This window comes from Microbulbifer maximicatervae (SeqCode) (assembly GCF_052467815.1).
The window spans coordinates 3331276-3350019 of the sequence record NZ_CP174326.1 but is presented as its reverse complement, the minus strand read 5'-3'; the positions used below and the strand labels follow the sequence as shown (position 1 = coordinate 3350019).

Below are 18744 nucleotides of genomic sequence, written 5' to 3'. Positions count from 1 at the left end.
CGATGGCCGTAGTAGCTGTTTGGAAATGCGATAGAGACGGAGCAATGTTCGACAACAAAAAAGACGCTGAAGAACACGATAAGATGCTGGAGCTCGCAGCTAACATCACATCGCTGATTGAGCGCCACATCGACAGCATTGATGAGCAAGTGGGCGAAGAGATCGGCCTGCTGTTGGCCAAACGCCGCGATGCCCTGGCTAAAGCCTGTAAAGGGAAGCCTGAAGTACTGCTCGAAGAAGACGAAAACATGGTGCAGGAAAGCGAAGATGATCGCGTAACTCCGCTCGCCGCCAATCAGTAAACGCTTATAGATTCATCCCTGTACTCTGCCCGGTTCTACCGGGCTTTTTTGCGTGGGGCTCATACTGAGCCTCACCAATAAACTTCAAAGATTAATTACGGCATTAACAATGTTAATGACCGCTAACACAACGATAACGACCCAGCTGATTAAAGTTCCCCAGAAGCGTCCAAAGTGCAGCCCGCCTTTGCCCTTGGTCAGTCCATAGGCATGAAGTACCCGTGAGATAAAAAAGAGCGCCCCAAAGAGGTGTAACCACAGTGCGGGCAATCCACCCAACTCTGCAGCCAGCAATAGAAGCAGCGCTATCGGAGTGTACTCAATCGCATTAGCGTGAACTCGCACCCTAATCTCATTGAAACGATCATCTCCGGTTCCAATTCCCACTTTCTTTGTGCGACGAAACTCGACTACCCTGAATGCCAAGTAAATAATCAGAAGCGCACAAAGGCCGGTGTAGAGTGCTGTGATATTCGCCATGTTTTTTCCTTGTTCTTATCAATCTGGCCAGGGAATATATCCCCGAAAGCAAGTACTCCGCCACACAAATCCTGTACAAGCCAATGGACCTTTCAGACCAACAGGTAGGCGGAAAAAGAAAAGCGGGCTAGAAGCCCGCTCTTTGCATCTTAGTGCTTGTAACCAAACTCATGGCCCTTTGCGGGCTTGAGGTGTCGATCTCTGAGGCGCGTTGAGCGATTCACCAGAGATTGATTCTCACCCTCAATCAAGACCTGCTCAGCGTAGCTGGTAACTTCCAGGGGATCACCGCTCCAGATCACAATATCCGCAACCGCACCCTGCTCCAACGTACCGCCCTCAAGATTAAAAATCTCAGCAACATTACTACTGATCGCTTTTAGGGCTTCCTCATAGGGCAAGCCATTGGCTACAGCATTTCCGGCGGACTGACGGGAAAGGTAGACATTGTGAGTCGCCACATAATCGGGCCCACTGATTGCTACCTTTACCCCAGCTTTGGTCAGAATCGCAGCATTGTCCAGCCGCGCTCCCAAGCTGGAAAATGAAGCCGGAATATTGTTGATCGCATCTATGACTACAGGCACCTGGGCCTGTGCCAGTTTGTCTGCAACCATCCAACCTTCTGCTGCACCGACAATGACGAGCTTCACCTTGTAGGCTTTAGCCAGCTCCAGCACAGCAAGAATATCGCTGGCACGGTTGGCAGTTACCATTAAAGGCTCCTTACCATCGATCACCGGCTGCAGAGCTTGCAGATCTGCCAGATCGTAATCCAGCTCTCGCCACTCTCCACGGTGAATTGCTGCACGATTATCACGATACTCCTGAGCTTCACGCAGAGCGTTCTCCACCTTGGCATAAGCATTGGCACGGCTGCCGCCGGCCAATTCACCACCGGACTCTCCCAGATAAGCTTTTTGCGCAACATTCTTTACTTTGACGCTATCAAATTCACCATTCAACTTGATGGCAAAACTGCGCCCTGCAAATATCTGCTGAGCATCGATAGCACCGCTGTCCCAAGTGCTGATTCCCGGTGAAACAACGGCACTGGTGACTCCACCCGCCCGGTTGAATGGGATCAGGGTGGACTTAGGGTTGTAAGCAGGTACCGGATTGAAGGCACTACCGATACTGTCACCGGTCACCTGGTGATCATTGGTGGCGCTGGCCGCACTGATCTCGACCAACCCCAGTTCAGAAATGGGCGCTATCACACCCGGCGTCACCACCTTGTTGCGCGCATCAATTACCTGATCTGCATTCACCTCCAATGAGGGGGCCACCCGTTGGACCTTGCCATCCACAACCAGAATATCTGCGGACTCCAGGCTGCCCTGCCCCGCCAAGGTGTGTACCTTGCCACCCTTGATCAGGATGGTCTCTGCCTGGCCAGCGGCTGACATCAACCCCAGGGCCAGCGCACAATAAACAGCTACTTTTCTCACAGTCGCTCTCCCTCTGCATCGAGAATACCCAACTCGAAATCGGTGCGTGGCTGACGTTTCTTGTCCGCGCGATCGAACATCAATTCTCCATCGATGAAAACTTGATCTACATGGGTGTAAACACTGAAGGGGCTGCCGGACCAAACAACGATATCCGCCATCTTGCCGCTCTCAAGGCTGCCAGTTTGATCGGCAATACCCAGAGCCTTGGCGGGGTTCAAGGTCATCCAAACCACCGCATCCTTGGGCTGAATATCGAAGCCCGCACGCTGACCTGCAGTCATTGCCTTCGCGGTCTCCTCGTGCAAATGCTGTACGCCAACACCGGAGTCCGAGTGAATCATTGCGCAGGCTTTGGCTTGATCCACAATGGCAATATTGGCCTCGGTCATATCGTAGGCCTCATGCTTAAAGCCCCACCAATCAGCCCACATTGCCGCACAAACATTGTTTTCAGCCAACAGGTCAGCCACCTTGTAAGCTTCCACTGCGTGGTGGAAAGTGGAAATTTTGAAATCAAATTCCTTGGCAACGTCCATCATCACCGCCATTTCCTCACCGCGGTAGCAATGGTTGTGGACGAGAATATCGCCATTGAGTACGCCCGCCAGAGTTTCCATTTGCAGGTCGCGCTTGGGCTCATCCCCTCCGTTCTCAACGTAATCCTCCCACTCCTGTTTGTAGGCACTCGCTTTAATCCAGGCATCGCGATAGCCGGCTACGTTACCCATTCGAGTTGAGGGGGAGCTACCTTTGCCACCGTAAACCCGCTTGGGGTTTTCACCACAGGCCATTTTCAAGCCGTAGGGAGCGCCGGGGAATTTCATATCCTGAACACTGCGGCCGGGTACATTTTTCAGGGTGACACTGCGGCCGCCAAACAAGTTAGCCGAGCCCGGCAAGATTTGCAGGGTTGTTACACCTCCGGCAAGAGCCAAGGGAAACTGGGGGTCTTGGGTCCAGACAGAGTGCTCCGACCAAACCTGGGCAGTGTTTGGCGAGGTCATCTCATTGCCATCCTGGGCAGATTCAATCCCCGGAGCTGGATAATCACCCAGATGAGAATGCACATCGATAATGCCGGGAGTGACCCACTTACCTTTGCCATCGACAATCAAGGCACCTTCGGGGGCCTGCAATCCCTTACCGATCTCCTTGATCTTGCCATTTTCAAACAACAGGTCCGCATTTTCTTGCTGCTCCCCAGTGCCGGTAAGCAGGGTAGCTCCCTGAATCAACACAGGGCGGGACTGAGTTACAGAATAAGTGGAGGGGAAGGCATCCACACGAGCGAAATCGAGGGATCTCGGTTCGCTGTCAACACGCTTCTCTCCGCATGCGGACAGCAGTAGCGAGGCACCTAATAGAGCCGCGATACTGCGCCCGAGAATTCGGGATTGCAGCTGCATAGTCATTCATCCAATTGTTTTGAATATTGGCGGTGAATGCTACCAGTTTGTACCGACAGAGCCACTACCCAATTTGTCACAAATGACCGGCAATAAACAAATACCCCCTCACAAAAGTATTCATAGCAGCCTGCAAGCATCGCTACTGCAACGCGAAAATACACGGGATGACATAACGAACTAAAAAGAACAGCCAGTCAACAAAGAATGTCTATACGGTCAAAATACACCGCCCTGCCTATATACTTTTGAACATCTTCATGGTGGAATTTCTGGCGGGAAAACAGGCCGCCGCATTCAGGAGGAAAAATAGGTGATCAAGGAAAACAACATGCCCATTTTTCCGCTCTCCCCATCGATTGCTACCAATTCGGATAAAGACTCAACTCAAGTCTATGAAGCCTTGCGTAAAAGTGAGGAACGTTATCGGGAGCTGGTTGAACATGCCAATTCGATCATTATGCGCTGCGATCAACACGGTCGTATCACATCCTTTAACGAGTACGCTCAACAGTTATTTGGCTATACAGAAGCCGAGATAATTGGCAGACACTTAATTGGTACAATTGTCCCTGCTAGCGAGACAAGCGGCCGAGATCTACGGCAATTGATAGAGCGTATTTGCCAATCCCCAGAAGAACACCGTTACAATATTAATGAAAACGTTACCAAAAGCGGTAAGCGTATATGGATCGCCTGGACCAATAAAATCATTTCAGATGAAAAAGGCAATCCTGCGGGAATTCTCAGCATTGGCTCGGACATCACTAAACAACGATTGCTAGAAGAAGAGCTTCGACAAGCTCAAAAAATGCAAGCCATCGGTGAGCTTGCTGGTGGAATTGCCCACGATTTCAATAATATGATTCATGGGATCAATGGTTATGCTGAAGTTATTCGGCAAATATCCACTGATGCCCGCATCAATGAGTATACCAATCATATATTAACGACAGCCCGGCATGCGGCAGAGCTTACCAAGCAGCTGCTTACCTTCGCTCGAAAAGGAAATTACCAACTTAAGGACTGTAATACTCACGAAATTATTCGTGATGTTTGCGCCATGCTGACCCGCACAATTGATCGTAGAATCGAAATTGAGCAGCAGTTAAATGCAAGTCGCCCACATATCGTAGGTGATCCCGCTCAACTTAAGAGCGCCCTACTGAATATTGGGATCAATGCCAAGGATGCCATGCCCTGCGGTGGTTCACTGAGGTTTGTAACAACTAATATCACCATTGAAAGATCAGCTTCTATCGCTGATTTTGAAGTTCAACCGGGTCAATATCTTTTAATAACAATTACCGATAGCGGCACTGGCATGTCTGACGAAGTGCGGCGTCGTATCTTTGAACCATTTTTCACCACCAAGGAAAGTGGACGTGGTGCTGGACTGGGCCTTGCCGCAGTGCACGGCACCATTCATTTACATAAGGGCGCTATACAGTGTCAGAGCCGTGAGGGAATTGGCAGCTGCTTTAAGCTATACCTGCCAATTTCCAAGCCCCCAGCCAAAAAGAGAACTTACCAGGCCAAGAAACTGGCTCGCGAGCGCAAGTTGCGCATTATGGTTGTCGACGATGAGGCAATTGTCCGCACCTACTCTAAAGCCCTGTTTGAAATGAACGGCCACAACGTCGTTACCTTTGCAACGGCGGAGCAGGCAATAACTTACTACCGAAAATATAGTGATGAAGTAGATTTGGTCCTGCTGGATATGATTATGCCAGGCATGGATGGGCAAGAATTGTTCGCTTTTTTAAAACGGATTAACCCCGAAGTGAAAGCTATTCTTTCCACCGGTTACAGCGTGGATAGTAAAGTTCAGGAAGTAATTTCTGACGGGGTTCTGGATTGCATTCAGAAACCATTTACGTTCGAGCGCCTCAGTAAAAAGATTGAAGAGATGATTGCCAGCGGAAAAATAACTTTACCCAGGTAACAAACAAACTCTATCTGAATCGCCGCAACCAGCCTAGCTGACAGCTACGCCACAGAGTTCAGATACCAATTGTTGGCTTATGGAATGACCTCTATGATAATTCGCTGTAAAAAGTGAAGTGATAAAGTAATCAGGATAAGGCCGCCCAAAAGCAGCTCAAACAGAACTTCCTTTTACTTTAGCGCTTGCAGCCCCCAAACCAAAATCAATCGATATATCATCATCTTCCCGCTCAGTACAATCTCGATAATTTTCAAGCCGATGCTTTCTTAGTGGTATGTCACAATTTTGCCGCTACGGTCCCCTTCCCCACCAATCTTGTCAGCTTGGTGTGCTCGTCTCCTATTTCAGTGGACACAGTCTCCACGAAACGTACCATGCCCGCTAAAATTGCTGCGTTATAGTGTTCTCCACTTGCCTCAAGCTCCTCAACGGCTGCGTTCATATCCTTGAGAGCCCTGGATGCTTCCAAATCCCACTCCTGCAGCTTGGCGAGACTTGCCTTCGCAGATGCCACTTGCTGCCCATCAACCCGGCCTTGAGTCGCCGCAAGACTCTCCGCTCGGACGGCCTTTATCTCAGCATCATACTTACGAATAGTAGTCAGGGAACGACGAACAATACTATTCAACTTGATAACAGTATCCCGCTCGAATGCAGCCTTAATGTCGTTGCTAGCCAGTGCCACTGAAGCGGGTGTTTTTGCGGGGTGGATAACGCTTTCAACATCCTGTGCCGACTCCTGTTTACCTACCCAGACCTTCTCGTTTTCGACTGGCTCTATGAGTGTGTGCGTAGCTAAAAACCCAAAAGCGATTATTCCGAACACTGCCACTGCAATATATCGTTTGCTATTCATACGGTGAGTTACCTTTGGTGTGGCCGCCCCTTACGGAGCGGCACCTGATGGAGAGTGAGAATTTAGCTCATAGCGTAAAAATAGTTTACCTGCGAGTCCTTGATCTACTAATCAAGCTAAACGCTTCGACGTTGTTCATTAAATTCTGCGCGATCTGCTCGCCCATGATTTGGCCTGCAATATTGTCAAAGTCCCAGTGCACACCGTTATAGATACGGCTGAGGCCATTTTCCTGTTGAGCGGCGGTATAGGATTCAAAACGGACAGGTACCAAAGGCCTCGGTGTATCCGGCGTGAATGGATCGAAGCCTTCCCCATTGTATTCTTCCGATACAAAAGTAAAGGGCTGGTCTCCAAACATGCTGCGCATAATCTCGAAGGTGGAAGCACCAAAGGTAGCATGACCCGATGGGTAGGAGGGGAACGGCGGTGTTGGCCTAATCGCTATGGTGGTATTGATGACTGACACCCCTACCGGCAACCATTGCTCATCCTGCAAGGTCGATGGGTTATCGTCATCGATGCGAATACCGGTAACCGGTCTCCAATAGTTGTAATAGTATTTGCTATCCCACGCAGCGATACCAGAATCCGCCAGCCCCACATTGATCAAAGCAAAATACCGGGCCAGATCCAGCTCATTCTCGATGTTGTTATCCAGTGCCGCCTGCAGGGCAATAAGGTTATATAGTCTCGGGGGAATGCCCAATAACGGTACACCGTCATATCCCCAGTAATTCCCGATAAATCGTGTCTCTGCCGTGGACGTCGATGGGGTAATAGTATTGGCTGGGGATCCGCCGAGGGCTGCCACCTCCTCATAGGCTTCGGCATATTCCTCAGACGTAATTGTAGGCGGAATCGGACTGCGGAATTGATCACCTGAACTTAGTGAAAAAGGTGTCACACTGCCCCAATAGGCTCCGAGAGCCACGGAATCGTGGCCAACAGGGTCCACAGGATCTGGCTGCCATTCTCCCGGTACCGTAGCCCCCGTGTTGACCGATGTAGAGTGATAGGTGTCATCCCCATCCGCGACAGCACCGCCCTCACCATAAGCGGGCTCCAAGTGGTCGGCCTTATCGTTGCTTCGCACCGCGAGCATGGCCGCAGCGGCGGCTTCGCCGATCACTTGGCCCTTGGCAATCCTTTCAGCACTATCTCTTGACTGGTCGAGGTCGGATTGCAGTAATTCCTGCAACCGCTCTGACTGATCAGGATAGAGTGCGCGCAAGGTTTCGTAAGCGGCGTAAGCGATAGCTGCATCTTTGGATGCATCTCTGGTGTCGAGCACACCGAGGTCATTATAAGGTTGGTATTTGCCGTCAAAGGCGTTCAGAGCGTCAAACACAGCAGTTTGTACGATGGCGAATGCGCGACTGGACCGGGTAGGCCCCCCCTGGTAGAAATCCACTTCACCGGTATCAGGGTCGGGAGTATGATCGATAGCCGATGAGTCGAGCATCGTGTTAAACCAAAATACAACACGGTCTCTAGGTCTATTAAGCTCACCAGACTTCCCCGATGTCCGCTCAAGCCGATCAAGTACACCTTTGGAAAGAGTTGATCGGCTGGTTTCTCCTAGATAAGCACTGGTTTGTCCCTTGGGCTGCTTACCCTTCGTCTTCTGAGCCTGTACAACATCCGTTGCCAGTAATAAGCCGGCAGCTAAAAAGCAGGCTGATGTTTTTAAAAAGATATGGTTCATTGTATTACGTCCTTAGATATTAAAGGGCGCGCTGAATCAGTACATCTATCAGTGGCCGTAAGTATGCTTTCGTAAATCGCATCAGGCTGTAGAAATCATGCCGAGTAATATTTCTCGCAAGTCTCTGCTTGCAAACTACAAACCTGCCCCCTATGTTGATCCCCACCGCTTCATATCGATTAATTTCATACATCCATATAGACATGGCGCCGATAATGAAGAGAAAGCCAAACATCAAAATGGTTCTCTTATCAGGTAGTTATTTTTTAGATGCTGAGCCAAGCTGAATACGGCTCGCTCTCCCATTTCCTGCTACTAAGGGAGACCATTTTCTCAATAAATTGCGGACAATGGACCTGCATAAAAGTGCTAGATAAAGGTTTTTCAACCAGAGCGAATATAATTTTAAAATTAGCGATCAGACGCTGTTTCCCGCACCGACAATTTACCCATCGGCAGCCTCTTCATCACTACGACTAAAAGTCTTTGATCTAACCTCGAACAATACTCCAGCCTTAAGCAAGCACATAAAAACGGATTGATTGACTACCGATACTAGTTTGGATTTTTGTAAATTCATCTCTTTACCTGTTATTCAACCTTGTCTAATTTCCCCATTTGAAACAGGTTAGTATTACCTGGCGAGGCAAACCTCGAATATAATAATTATTACAAACCTATAGACCACGGTTTATCAACACGGTTCCTGACAATTATTTTCATAAATTTACACACCCATTAAATTCAAACCAATGGAATTTCCCACCACAAGAAAAACTTACACAACCAATTCCCAACCAAAAACCCAATACTAAAAAATATTAATAAATACGTAACTACAATTAACATCTAAACGCGAAAATCATAGTCAGCACAACAAAAACAAAGTCGTCATACGCAAGGCCCTGAGCATTCGAAACAATTAAATTGCCAGTAGATGACAACTCCCAGGCAGTGCTATGAGAAATATACTCTTGAGATCACACACATACAGAACCTATAGAAGCACCCTCTACTCTCACGCTATTAAGGCAGTAAAATAATAAAATACATTGCACATTCACTATGACCCAATGTAAACACCGCTTAAGGGATTAACAATTTTCTATGCAGACAGTTAGACTTTTAGATCAACACTTAGACTAGGCAAATAGTTTATTTTCCAGTTTCAGCAACTATTGCCCCTGAAATACTCTATCTACTCAACTAAATTTTACTTGGAATGACAGACGATATAATCCAGCATTTAAATAACCAAGCCTAAAAAAGCAATTGCTATTACTTATTTATAGCTCCAGAGCTAGACGGTATTATTCGATCGCAAATACCGACATGGGGATAAAATATCAGGCGTGCAAGCTAACTGTTGAGCCATTTTTGACCCAATAAAGCGGACATAGTGCAGAAATGGGGATTGATCATTACTCGTGGAGCCATCCACTAACAACGCTTGATTATCTCAACCCAGGAGCAGAGAGCTGATTAGGAGTGAAGAATTAAGCCTGTTCATCTAACAGGAGAGAGCGAGATTGGTGTATCACAAGAAGTAATACACCAGATAGGTTAATAAATCTGTCCGACTTCAGGAAACCATGCTCTTAGATCGAACCCAGTTCAATCACCTACCTTTTGGTAGGTGATTGAATTTGCCAGCTACTGACAGGAGCTCTCTTCCCAAAACTGCGGAGCAGCAGATGGAGACCACCAATTTGGTCCATAGGTTGAGATATAAACTTGGCCACCGAAGGTCACTCTATCTCCAACCTGGTAACCGTCATCACCCGCGTAAGGCTGCTGGAACTCAGGGCAGGAAACTGCAGAGCTATCGTCTCCACTATTGCTATCAGAGCTGTCATCGGAGCCGTTATCAGAGCTATCGTCTGAGCCACTATCGGAGCCATCACAGGTAGTTTCATTCCAGAATTGCGGCGCGGCACTCGGCGACCACCAGTTTGGCTCATGTGTAGATTCATAAGCAACATTGTCATAGATAACTACGTCGCCAATCGAGTAACCTGGATCACCGCCATACTGCTGCACAAACGCTTCACAGCTGGAATTACCGGAATTTCCAGAGTCGCCATTGTCTCCACTGTTATCCGAATTATCATCACCGGAATTATTGTCGTCATCGGTAGAGTCATCATCCTGGTCTTGAACAAGCTCATATCCAATTTCAACATTTTCTAAACTGCTACTCTCTAACAAGTAGATACTGTTGATACCATATAGAGGCTCAAAACTGCTGCTACCATCATAATCACCGGCGCGGATGCTGCTCTGCTCCTGGTTGATCAGCTCAGCCAGATCGTGAGACCAGTTTTCAGCGATACCCTGTTCATCCGAAGCAATTTCCAGGACAGTAGAGTATGAAGAGTTTTCGCCGGAGCTATCAAATACACGAGTGTAAACTTTATCACCCACATTCAGATCTTGAGTTGGGTTAATAGTGCCCCCAACACTCCAGTCAGTATTGACAACATTATCACCATCAAACTCGACATCGATAACGTTATAGAAAGCATTAACCGTATCACCCACATCCCACACAGCAAGAATTACATGGTAGCCTTCACGTTCCGGCACCTGACACTCGTGTGTCGTATTTACCGCAGGCTGCTCATAGTTGCCATCAACCTCACAGAATGGATCCAGATCAAATTGGTCGCGGGTTAAAACCGCATTTGGATTCCAACCTTCTTTGGTAATGTAATATTTCCAGTCCCGGGTTACATGATTGGCGGTAAAGCGCCATTTAAAAGTTTGCCAACCGGAGCTAATATAATTCTTAACCCAGCGATCAGAGGACTGCTCATTTAATTCTGACCAGGAGCTATCTCCTGCACTGGCTATCTGCCCATCAGCAGGACCACTTTCAGGGAAACCTTCATCCCCTTCTATACTTTGCGGTTCCCATTGAACAGCACCGCAGTCAACATTCATCTCTCCCGTATCGAGAGCATATTTGCACAAGGTTCCACGAGCGGATGCAACGCCGCCATCAGCGGCCTCTACATAGCCATGGCTAAGTGCATTTGAACTCATACCGGCCAGTGCTATTGCCATCAGGGCACTATTTAATACGGGTAGTTTAATTGCAGATGCTAGTTTGGTTTTTCGTAAAATCATATCTATGCCTGTTATTCAATTTCGTCCAACCTCCTTCCCCAGCTGAACCAGGTCCTTATCCTGATTACACATACTCGATGTGTAATGTTGGCGACAGAATTATGGACCGCTACTTAACAGCACGGTTCCTGACAATTATTGATATAAATTTACAAACTTCAGAAGACCACCAGCGCACCATTTTTCTTAAAACATAACATCAAGAGGTATTTTTTTTCAAAAATAAATTATCAATTAAAAAATAAGACGAAAAACCATAGAGAATCCTTAAATAGAGGAGAAGCAAACCTTCAACAGGATGAGAAATTTCACAACCGATTTTTAACTTAATATAAGTCCCCACACCCAATAATTATCAATAGATGACACCCTCTTTTACGAATAGCCCTCCTATTACAATTCAAAATAGATAAACCTGACTGTCTTAAAACCATAAATCTCTCGAGACTGCCTACCCACAACAGTTGCCAGAAGGACGGGGATTGGCAGCCACCCCAACCTACAAACACGTATTTCATCCTAAGAAAAAACCTCGTTACATATAAGAAAACCATTACTGTCACCGCTTTTTTTAAACTGTCACTGCAAGCGTTTTCCTGGCAACAAATACAACTGCAGCCCAGTAAATTATTCCCATTAGTAAATTACCACTGGGATAAAAGACCTATATTCGCTCACCTCTGTCTACACTGGAAAAGAACCCGGATGATTTTGAGTTTCCCTAACCAATCATTTTCTTGTAGTCACCATTCGTAGTAGGAAAGGTAGGATCAGGGATGATGTTGTACTTGATTATCCGCAGGCTCGGCCTGTGTCTGTTATTTTCTTCTCTTTTGCTTCCAGCCTGGTCTTTGGCTGAAACGGCAACAAACCCGGATAAACGGTGGGCTGCAATTGTTGGAGCCGGCCCGGGATTTTCCAATCGTCGCAATGAACTCACCCAATATCGCCTTGCCATATCCAAGGACCTACCCTGGCAGTGGTCCCTTGCTGAGAAATGGACGCTCAAAACGCGACTGGAGACCAGTTACTTTGAATGGCGATCCGGCCTGGACGATGGCGATCCAGACGTCTCCAAACGGGGAGAGGATTTAGTTCACGGTATGTCAGTGAGCCCGGTATGGAGGCTTGAGTACCTACCCCAGTGGGACAAGCCTATCTTTCCCTACTTCGAGTTTTCCGTGGGGGCCAGTTACATTACTGAATCCAATATTGTGAGTAAAAACACAAATCACACAACTCTGGGATGTCATTTCCAGTTTGAGGATCGAATCGGATTGGGCTCTGACTTTGGGAGTGAGCGCCGCTGGGGAGTCACAACTTACGCACTGCACTACTCAAATGCAGGAACCTGTTCTGAAAATTCCGGAGTGAATTTTTTTGAGCTGCGGCTGCACTATAACTTTTAAAGAAGAGGATTGAGCAGGCGCCGGCTTGATGTCAGCGCCTGCAGTCGTTGGCGGGCCTAGAGGATGATATGTGGCAGATAACGGCTCATATCCTGGGTAATCAGGTTTGAATCTTCCCGGATGGACATTCCCGCTGCCAAGTCATCAACAAGCCAGCTTCCCACCAGGGTATGGTTCTTTCCAAACTTGGGGAGAGGATGCAGAGCCTGATAGATAAATCCTTCTTGCCCATAGGGGCCATCGGACAGCAAAGTGGTATCCGCCCCTTTTACTACCGAAATATTCGCCCCTTCTCGTGAAAAGATTGGCTTCTTAACTAATTCCGGGAAATCCGCAGCCTTGTCCAGCTCATCCTCAAAAAAAGAGGGAAGGAGATTCGGGTGCTCTGGAAAAAGCTTCCACAACATTGGCAGAAGCGCCTTATTGGAAATAATCGCCTTCCAGGGCGGCTCCAACCAACGGACATTGCTTCCTGCCAACAGGGTCCCAAACTCCTCTCGGAGCATAAATTCCCATGGGTACAGCTTAAACATCCAGGTAATTACCTGATCATTCAAATCGGTAAACTGACCCGCTTCATCCCGGCCAATATCTTCGATAAAGACAAAATGATTATTGATCCCCGCTTCGGAGGCACAATCCTGTAAATATTGAACCGTGCCCCGGTCCTCTTCCGTATCTTTACAGCAGGCGAAATGCAACTCCCGCCCCGGGGTCAGGAACTGTAAATCATGGAAGCGGTTAACCAGCTTTTCCTGCAGGCTATTGAACTGATCAGACTGTAGCGGCAGAGACCTGCGATCGACATTGTCCTGTAGCCACAACCACTGCCAGAAGCCGGTTTCATACAGAGAAGTGGGAGTATCAGCATTGTTCTCATAGAGCTTTGCCGGCCCCTGGCCGGAATAGGCAAAGTCCAGGCGAGAATAGAGACTGGGGTCGCCGTTACGCCAGGATGCTCGCACAAAGTCCCAGTGCTGCTCGGGTATACAGAACCGCCTCAGCAACTCCTCATCCTCAAGCACACGGGCAACGACATCCAGGCACATCTGGTGAATTTCTTCAGTGGGATCTTCAATGTGCTTTTCTATCTGCTCCAAAGAGAATTGATAGTAGGCGCTTTCATCCCAGTAGGGTTCGCCATACATGGTATGGAAGTGAAACCCAAACTCCTGCGCTCGCTCTTGCCAACGCGGGCGCTCACCAATCGGCAACCTCAGCACAAATCAACCTCCCCAGCCGCGCGAACCACCACTGCTGGAGCGCCCCCCTCCCCAGTTGGATTTGGCCGATGCCACAGCACCAAAGCCTCCACGGGAAACAGTTTTGGTAACTTTAGGCTTAGGTGCCGTAGCGCTTTTATCCACCTTATAAGATGAACGGCCATAGTCGCCAATAATACCGCCGTCAGCTGTCATCAGCTTGTCGCGATAACGGGAGCCTGAATAACGGTAGACCGGGTTGTAGTAGCCATAGTTGTAGTGGCGATCCCTGTCATTGAGCATGGAGCCAACCATAAAGCCCGCCATCAGAGGCATCCAGACGCCGCTACTGGTCTCTTGGCAACTACCGAACTCAGCCTCACACTGAGAGAGACGGGAATATTTGGGCCCGGTGCGCTCTGCTTCCTCAACCGCGCGCTGATAAGCTGCTTCACATTGAGCTTCGTCCAGCGGGGTATTGGCCACACAGTCATCTACTGAAGAGACGACTTTAACTTCCTCATCTGAGGAGCAACCGACCAGGGCAGCCGCTACACCTAAGGCAAGTGGGCGCAGTAAAAAATTGGAGCCACCGCCCTTGCGCATCCTTGCCAGGTTAATATTCTTGGTACGCTTCATTACCACCCCCAATTAGTAGCTCATGCAAGCCGCATTCAATACGCCAACAGCGATTGTAGTTGCAGCCAACATAACACCGGCACTCACCTCTCCATCTTCGATGCGCTCAACAATACGCGGCATAAACCCAAAGCGGATAATGGCAAAAGCAATTAACTGGGCGATCAATGCAACCAGGGCCCAGATGGCGAAATCGACAATAGAAATAGAGTTACTGGCAGCACCACCAACGGCAATTGCAAAACCCAAAACAGCACCACCAAAACCAATGGCGGCAGCCGTATTCTTATCTTCGCGGATCAACTTCCACTCATCGTGAGGCGTCACCAGTGCGTATAAAAATTTAAACGCGATCAAAAGTACCAGCGACAGGCCAAAGTAGGCCGCAAAATGCAAGATACCAGTCAGTAAATCATAAGGCTGGTCCATTAAATATCTCCTTATTATCCGTGTATTGTTATTTGTGAGGGGGTCAGAGTAATGCCGGTGCTAATCACCAAGCTGCGGCTCAAGTAGCCTGCATCCTCTTCTTTCTCTTCAGCTGAGAGAAAAAGGGATTCGGTTTGCTGATCAGACAATTCGCGCTCGAAAAGCATGGTGAATTGATCCGTTACTGAATAATCACCATCTTCATCGTAAGTCTTCTCGGCCATATGCACTGGGTTGTGGTAGTCCCCTGCTGCGGTCCATACACGGCTATAAGAGCGATCCTGCAGGTGATAACTGGGTGCGCCAATATCACTCTTTAACAATTTATTCCAAGCCTGCTCCGAACCGACATCCAGAGTGTCGTAAAAATGGAACAGCTTTACATCGACCACATGCTCATCCCGCTGACCGCCCTCAGCAATCACTTGCAGCCAGGCATCATCATCAGTGTAAAAGCGATAAATCCAGGTACCATCTAGTTCGACAACACCGGCCGCTTTAATGATCTGGGTCGGTGAACAGGATTCAATGGTCAGTTCATCGAGTATCAGGCGAATAGCCAAAGGGTCCAGCTCAAAACTCGCCCCCATTCGCAAGCCCATAATTTCTGGAGTCTTGACCTTTGGAGCGTCCTTTCCCTTTATTTTATTTATCAGTTTGGTAAACATGTACCAACACCTTCTTCATTACTTTTTATATCGAAACAGCTTTTTTCATCGAGCCGCTTTGCAGAGATATAATACAGCATGTCGCCCTCGGTGACCTGATCGGTAAGCCCCGGGTTCACGTCAATTTTAACCACGCCCTTTCTACGTACCGCAATTAAGGTCGCAGAGAGATCCCGCTTGAAATGGTCAAATAATTCACCGACAGGAAGAGGCTTCTCACCCCGATATTCAACGCTGTATTGGGTCATGCCGTAAGTGCTATCGAGCAACTGTCGGTGCAACCTTGCGGAACCGGGGTCAAGCGAGGATTTTGCCAACATCTCTACAGCGACAGAGGGAATACATTCAATATTGGGACAGTGGGCACGGAGCAATTCACCCACATTTTCATCTTGGAAATAAGCCGTTTTATGGCTGTTCGGGCTGAGCTTGTCGCAGAATAAGGCGGTTGTAAGGGTTACATCATCCAGAGGGTTGTCGATAATAATTCGAGCGGCATCGGCCAATCCTGCCCTCTGCATACCTTCCCCGTGGGAAAACGATTCCACCCGGACAAAATCAATCTTACCCGGCATCGGATTTTCGATATCGGCTTCAACACAGAGGACAATCTCTGCTGCGCTACCGTTTGTTTTGGAGAGTAGCAACTCAATCAAGCGGAGCGTTCTGGTACCGTTCCAGCCGATAATTACTGTGTGATCAATATGGTTTGTCATACGCAAGCCCTTCTTGCCGCGATGCACAAATTCTGAAACCGCAAAGCCAATTCTTGTGACCACCATGGCAAACAGGCTGAGGCCCACTGGGATCACCCAAGCGGCAACTACGACTTTACCCTCAGGGGTTACCGGGGAGAAATCGCCGTAACCTACTGTCGATGCGGTAACAACCAACCAGTAAAAGAAATTCTCGCCCGCGACAATATCAGCTTCACCGGCAATTTTGAGCAGCCAATAGGAGATGAAAACATAGCTGCCTACAGCTATGAGAATGGTGGTTACATTGGCCCGAATGAAAAGCGACGCCAGAAGGCGTCGCACTCGATAAAGCAGCACTGTGTTAAGCCTTTTCGCGGCCCGCTAACAGTTGAGCCAACTTATCGCTGCCACTTTTCTGGCCGCCGGGCTTGATGCCCGCCGCTTTCAGCTTGGCATCCAGGCTGGAACCGGTTTCCTCTGAAGCCAGCTCTTCCGCAGCTTCAAGCTCAGCAGCACGCTGCTCCTGCTTGTTTTTGATGCGATCCAGGCTGTCCAGCGCTGTTTTGATCTTGCTGTTCGCACCCATGTGGCGGGAAGAAACCGCTACCTGTGCTTTCTGAACAGACTCAGTCGCTTTGATCTGGTCAATCTGCTGCTCCATACGGCGCACATTGGTTTTTGCCTGGGTAATGTTACCTTTCAGGGTGCTCTCTGAACTCAGGAATCCATCCAGGATGCTGCGCTCAGTTTCCAGCTGGCTTTCCAGCTCAGTAACACGCTCTGCACACTCAAGAGCGAGTTCGTTATCGCCCTTTTCGCTCGCGTTGATTGCGTGAGTGCTATAGGTTTCAACGTCGGCTTGCAGCGCTTGGACCTTACTCTCAGTAAGTTTGCGCTTCGCCATGATTTTGGTCAGGTTTTCATCGCAAGCTTTCAATTCTTCCTTCGCCTCGCGTAATTCTTGGTCAAGAATACGAATCGATTGGCTATCCGCTACTGCTTCTGTTCCTTCGTTAACTGCGCCTTTCAAAGCAGTCCAAATTCTCTTAAGGCTCATGCTACACCCTCCGTTTCAAAATGATCGGCAAATAAATCCAGGAAGTCACCCACATTGGAAAACAGGGTCTCAACCTCCTCGATAACAACTTCGTCCTTGCTGGACACCGACAGAGCACCAAAAGCGACGTAGTAGTTCTCACCACCAATATTCTTGATCGCAATGGCTGTCAGGGGCACCAGCTGATGTGTTTGCAGAACCATTTCATTGAGCGCTGCCACATCATCTACCTGGCTCACGGGAAACAGAATGCTCTCTACAACTATCTGCTTCTCGCCAACATAGACAAACGCATCGACGCCTTCATCGTTGGAAATACTGAGGCAATCCCCCTCAGATTCGACCACCCATCCGGAGTGGTTTTCCGCCAATTGGCGCAGGTTCTCATTGTTCCAGGTCATCTCAACTCCCTCGCTGTGGAATATTGGTCACAAATATAGCACCAAAAAATCTGCGGTCAATAACTTATTACAAACTAATGTTGCAAATAATACACACAAAGATAATATTTACCACATTGGTGATAGTGAATAGGACGGAGTAGAGCCCATGGACCACAAGCAAAGCCTGAGCAACCAGCAAGCATTGACCCCTTACAAGCAGGCAATTGCTCGCTATGTGCGCGCATCAATGGCACTAAAGGGCATGCGTTACGGAGATCTCGCCCAAGCACTGGCCGAGAGAGGAATTTCAATGACACCGGAAAACCTGCGCAGCAAAGTCAGCAAGTGCATGTTTTCAGCAGATCTGCTGGCAGCCATCATCGATGCCATGTCGGTGGAGGACAGCGCCATGCTTGAAATCCTCAAACAGGCCCGTGAGCTGCAAGATCGAGGACTCTATGCCGAGCAGGAGAAAAGCTAACACGCCATCTCCTTGGACACCAGTACACGCGATCACACTTTGACTCCGTCGTCAGTAATCAAGCTTACCCGCTGAAAAACCGGGGTATCCACGACTCACCTGCATAGCTTCTTTACAGGTGAGTTAGTAGTGATGCAATTTGACGACTGGCTCACCATTACCGCACTTTCCGACAACCTCAGGCTCTGAAAGCTTGGCCCCTGCAGGAATAATCTTATTCGTTGGCCACCAAACAAAGCAGGCATACCTGAAATTGACTGCCCAGTTACAGTAGAGGCGTCCGTCCTCTTCCTCATAGAACCGCGCCTGGCAGAAACTTAAAGTGGGACTTCGCACCCCTTGAACCTGCTGGGGATCAGCCAAAGAAACTTGCACTCCGGCAATTGCAACCACCGAGAGGGAGAGAATCAGCAACCAGGATTTCATAGATCTACTCTGGAATTTTGCTCAAATCTCCTTGAAGACTAGCAGCTGCGGCGTAACTTTCATCTCTGA

Annotated in this window: 18 protein-coding genes; 4 read left to right on the top strand and 14 right to left on the bottom strand. The window is 48.5% G+C overall.

Translation table 11 applies throughout. The features are described from left to right. Positions 1-2: 2 nt before the first annotated feature. Complete coding sequence (locus tag ACJJIW_RS14620) at positions 3-302, top strand: YebG family protein (RefSeq protein WP_108732704.1); 300 nt, start codon at positions 3-5, stop codon at positions 300-302. A gap of 84 nt (positions 303-386) precedes the next feature. Here the strand turns inward: ACJJIW_RS14620 and ACJJIW_RS14615 are convergent, their stop codons facing one another. The 3 genes from ACJJIW_RS14615 to ACJJIW_RS14605 form a co-directional block, all read right to left on the bottom strand. Then, positions 387-782 carry an MAPEG family protein gene (locus ACJJIW_RS14615; protein ID WP_444935547.1) on the bottom strand — a complete coding sequence of 132 codons (396 nt, stop codon included), beginning with the start codon at positions 780-782 and terminating at the stop codon, positions 387-389. A 149-nt stretch (positions 783-931) separates the two neighbouring features. Continuing rightward, a complete protein-coding gene (locus tag ACJJIW_RS14610; RefSeq protein ID WP_444935546.1) occupies positions 932-2233 on the bottom strand; it encodes an amidohydrolase family protein in 1302 nt (433 codons plus the stop codon). Next, entirely contained in the window at positions 2230-3642 is a 1413-nt protein-coding gene (locus ACJJIW_RS14605) for an amidohydrolase (protein ID WP_444935545.1), read from the bottom strand. The genes ACJJIW_RS14610 and ACJJIW_RS14605 overlap by 4 nt, the downstream gene beginning before the upstream one ends. 331 nt (positions 3643-3973) lie before the next feature. On the opposite strand from ACJJIW_RS14605, the gene ACJJIW_RS14600 reads away from it, so the two are divergent. Continuing rightward, entirely contained in the window at positions 3974-5587 is a 1614-nt protein-coding gene (locus tag ACJJIW_RS14600) for a hybrid sensor histidine kinase/response regulator (protein ID WP_444935544.1), read from the top strand. 280 nt (positions 5588-5867) lie between these two features. On the opposite strand, the gene ACJJIW_RS14595 is transcribed toward ACJJIW_RS14600, so the two are convergent. From ACJJIW_RS14595 to ACJJIW_RS14585, 3 genes are all read right to left on the bottom strand, one after another. After that, positions 5868-6446 (bottom strand): hypothetical protein, encoded by a 579-nt coding sequence (locus tag ACJJIW_RS14595; protein WP_444935543.1) that lies wholly within the window; start codon positions 6444-6446, stop codon positions 5868-5870. A gap of 85 nt (positions 6447-6531) precedes the next feature. Beyond that, the gene (locus ACJJIW_RS14590; RefSeq protein ID WP_444935542.1) at positions 6532-8154 is read right to left on the bottom strand and encodes a vanadium-dependent haloperoxidase; all 1623 of its coding nucleotides are present in this window, start codon (positions 8152-8154) and stop codon (positions 6532-6534) included. A 1653-nt stretch (positions 8155-9807) separates the two neighbouring features. Then, positions 9808-11283, bottom strand: coding sequence for a lytic polysaccharide monooxygenase (locus ACJJIW_RS14585; protein ID WP_444935541.1), 1476 nt, complete (start codon positions 11281-11283; stop codon positions 9808-9810). A 776-nt stretch (positions 11284-12059) separates the two neighbouring features. Between ACJJIW_RS14585 and ACJJIW_RS14580 the strand changes: the two genes are divergently transcribed. Continuing rightward, positions 12060-12692 carry an acyloxyacyl hydrolase gene (locus ACJJIW_RS14580; protein WP_282933394.1) on the top strand — a complete coding sequence of 211 codons (633 nt, stop codon included), beginning with the start codon at positions 12060-12062 and terminating at the stop codon, positions 12690-12692. Positions 12693-12748: 56 nt separating this feature from the next. Here ACJJIW_RS14580 and ACJJIW_RS14575 read toward each other — a convergent pair whose 3' ends face one another. From ACJJIW_RS14575 to ACJJIW_RS14545, 7 genes are read right to left on the bottom strand one after another with little or no spacing between them, the layout of a single operon-like run. After that, positions 12749-13915, bottom strand: coding sequence for a glutathionylspermidine synthase family protein (locus ACJJIW_RS14575; protein WP_444916115.1), 1167 nt, complete (start codon positions 13913-13915; stop codon positions 12749-12751). Positions 13916-13918: 3 nt separating this feature from the next. Continuing rightward, complete coding sequence (locus tag ACJJIW_RS14570; protein WP_444935540.1) at positions 13919-14533, bottom strand: DUF1190 domain-containing protein; 615 nt, start codon at positions 14531-14533, stop codon at positions 13919-13921. A 12-nt stretch (positions 14534-14545) separates the two neighbouring features. Further along, complete coding sequence (locus ACJJIW_RS14565; RefSeq protein ID WP_282933398.1) at positions 14546-14962, bottom strand: DUF350 domain-containing protein; 417 nt, start codon at positions 14960-14962, stop codon at positions 14546-14548. A 14-nt stretch (positions 14963-14976) separates the two neighbouring features. Next, a complete protein-coding gene (locus ACJJIW_RS14560) occupies positions 14977-15630 on the bottom strand; it encodes a YjfK family protein (protein WP_413665198.1) in 654 nt (217 codons plus the stop codon). Further along, positions 15615-16685, bottom strand: coding sequence for a potassium channel family protein (locus tag ACJJIW_RS14555; RefSeq protein WP_413665197.1), 1071 nt, complete (start codon positions 16683-16685; stop codon positions 15615-15617). Before ACJJIW_RS14555 ends, ACJJIW_RS14560 begins: the two co-directional genes overlap by 16 nt. 4 nt (positions 16686-16689) lie before the next feature. Beyond that, a complete protein-coding gene (locus tag ACJJIW_RS14550; protein ID WP_282933401.1) occupies positions 16690-17385 on the bottom strand; it encodes a PspA/IM30 family protein in 696 nt (231 codons plus the stop codon). Further along, positions 17382-17786: a DUF2170 family protein gene (locus ACJJIW_RS14545; RefSeq protein WP_108732689.1), complete on the bottom strand. Its 405-nt coding sequence runs from the start codon at positions 17784-17786 to the stop codon at positions 17382-17384. Before ACJJIW_RS14545 ends, ACJJIW_RS14550 begins: the two co-directional genes overlap by 4 nt. A gap of 148 nt (positions 17787-17934) precedes the next feature. Here ACJJIW_RS14545 and ACJJIW_RS14540 point away from each other — a divergent pair, with 148 nt between their 5' ends. Beyond that, entirely contained in the window at positions 17935-18249 is a 315-nt protein-coding gene (locus ACJJIW_RS14540) for a DUF6471 domain-containing protein (protein WP_108732688.1), read from the top strand. Between the two features lie 123 nt (positions 18250-18372). On the opposite strand, the gene ACJJIW_RS14535 is transcribed toward ACJJIW_RS14540, so the two are convergent. Further along, positions 18373-18675 carry a hypothetical protein gene (locus tag ACJJIW_RS14535; RefSeq protein ID WP_282933402.1) on the bottom strand — a complete coding sequence of 101 codons (303 nt, stop codon included), beginning with the start codon at positions 18673-18675 and terminating at the stop codon, positions 18373-18375. Positions 18676-18744 lie beyond the last annotated feature (69 nt).

Coding starts and splice junctions, on each gene's coding strand:
- ACJJIW_RS14620 (WP_108732704.1), top strand. CDS start 3: ATGGCCGTAGTAGCTGTTTGGAAATGCGATAGAGACGGAGCAATGTTC.
- ACJJIW_RS14615 (WP_444935547.1), bottom strand. CDS start 782: ATGGCGAATATCACAGCACTCTACACCGGCCTTTGTGCGCTTCTGATT.
- ACJJIW_RS14605 (WP_444935545.1), bottom strand. CDS start 3,642: ATGCAGCTGCAATCCCGAATTCTCGGGCGCAGTATCGCGGCTCTATTA.
- ACJJIW_RS14600 (WP_444935544.1), top strand. CDS start 3,974: ATGCCCATTTTTCCGCTCTCCCCATCGATTGCTACCAATTCGGATAAA.
- ACJJIW_RS14595 (WP_444935543.1), bottom strand. CDS start 6,446: ATGAATAGCAAACGATATATTGCAGTGGCAGTGTTCGGAATAATCGCT.
- ACJJIW_RS14590 (WP_444935542.1), bottom strand. CDS start 8,154: ATGAACCATATCTTTTTAAAAACATCAGCCTGCTTTTTAGCTGCCGGC.
- ACJJIW_RS14585 (WP_444935541.1), bottom strand. CDS start 11,283: ATGATTTTACGAAAAACCAAACTAGCATCTGCAATTAAACTACCCGTA.
- ACJJIW_RS14580 (WP_282933394.1), top strand. CDS start 12,060: ATGATGTTGTACTTGATTATCCGCAGGCTCGGCCTGTGTCTGTTATTT.
- ACJJIW_RS14570 (WP_444935540.1), bottom strand. CDS start 14,533: ATGAAGCGTACCAAGAATATTAACCTGGCAAGGATGCGCAAGGGCGGT.
- ACJJIW_RS14565 (WP_282933398.1), bottom strand. CDS start 14,962: ATGGACCAGCCTTATGATTTACTGACTGGTATCTTGCATTTTGCGGCC.
- ACJJIW_RS14560 (WP_413665198.1), bottom strand. CDS start 15,630: ATGTTTACCAAACTGATAAATAAAATAAAGGGAAAGGACGCTCCAAAG.
- ACJJIW_RS14550 (WP_282933401.1), bottom strand. CDS start 17,385: ATGAGCCTTAAGAGAATTTGGACTGCTTTGAAAGGCGCAGTTAACGAA.
- ACJJIW_RS14545 (WP_108732689.1), bottom strand. CDS start 17,786: ATGACCTGGAACAATGAGAACCTGCGCCAATTGGCGGAAAACCACTCC.
- ACJJIW_RS14540 (WP_108732688.1), top strand. CDS start 17,935: ATGGACCACAAGCAAAGCCTGAGCAACCAGCAAGCATTGACCCCTTAC.
- ACJJIW_RS14535 (WP_282933402.1), bottom strand. CDS start 18,675: ATGAAATCCTGGTTGCTGATTCTCTCCCTCTCGGTGGTTGCAATTGCC.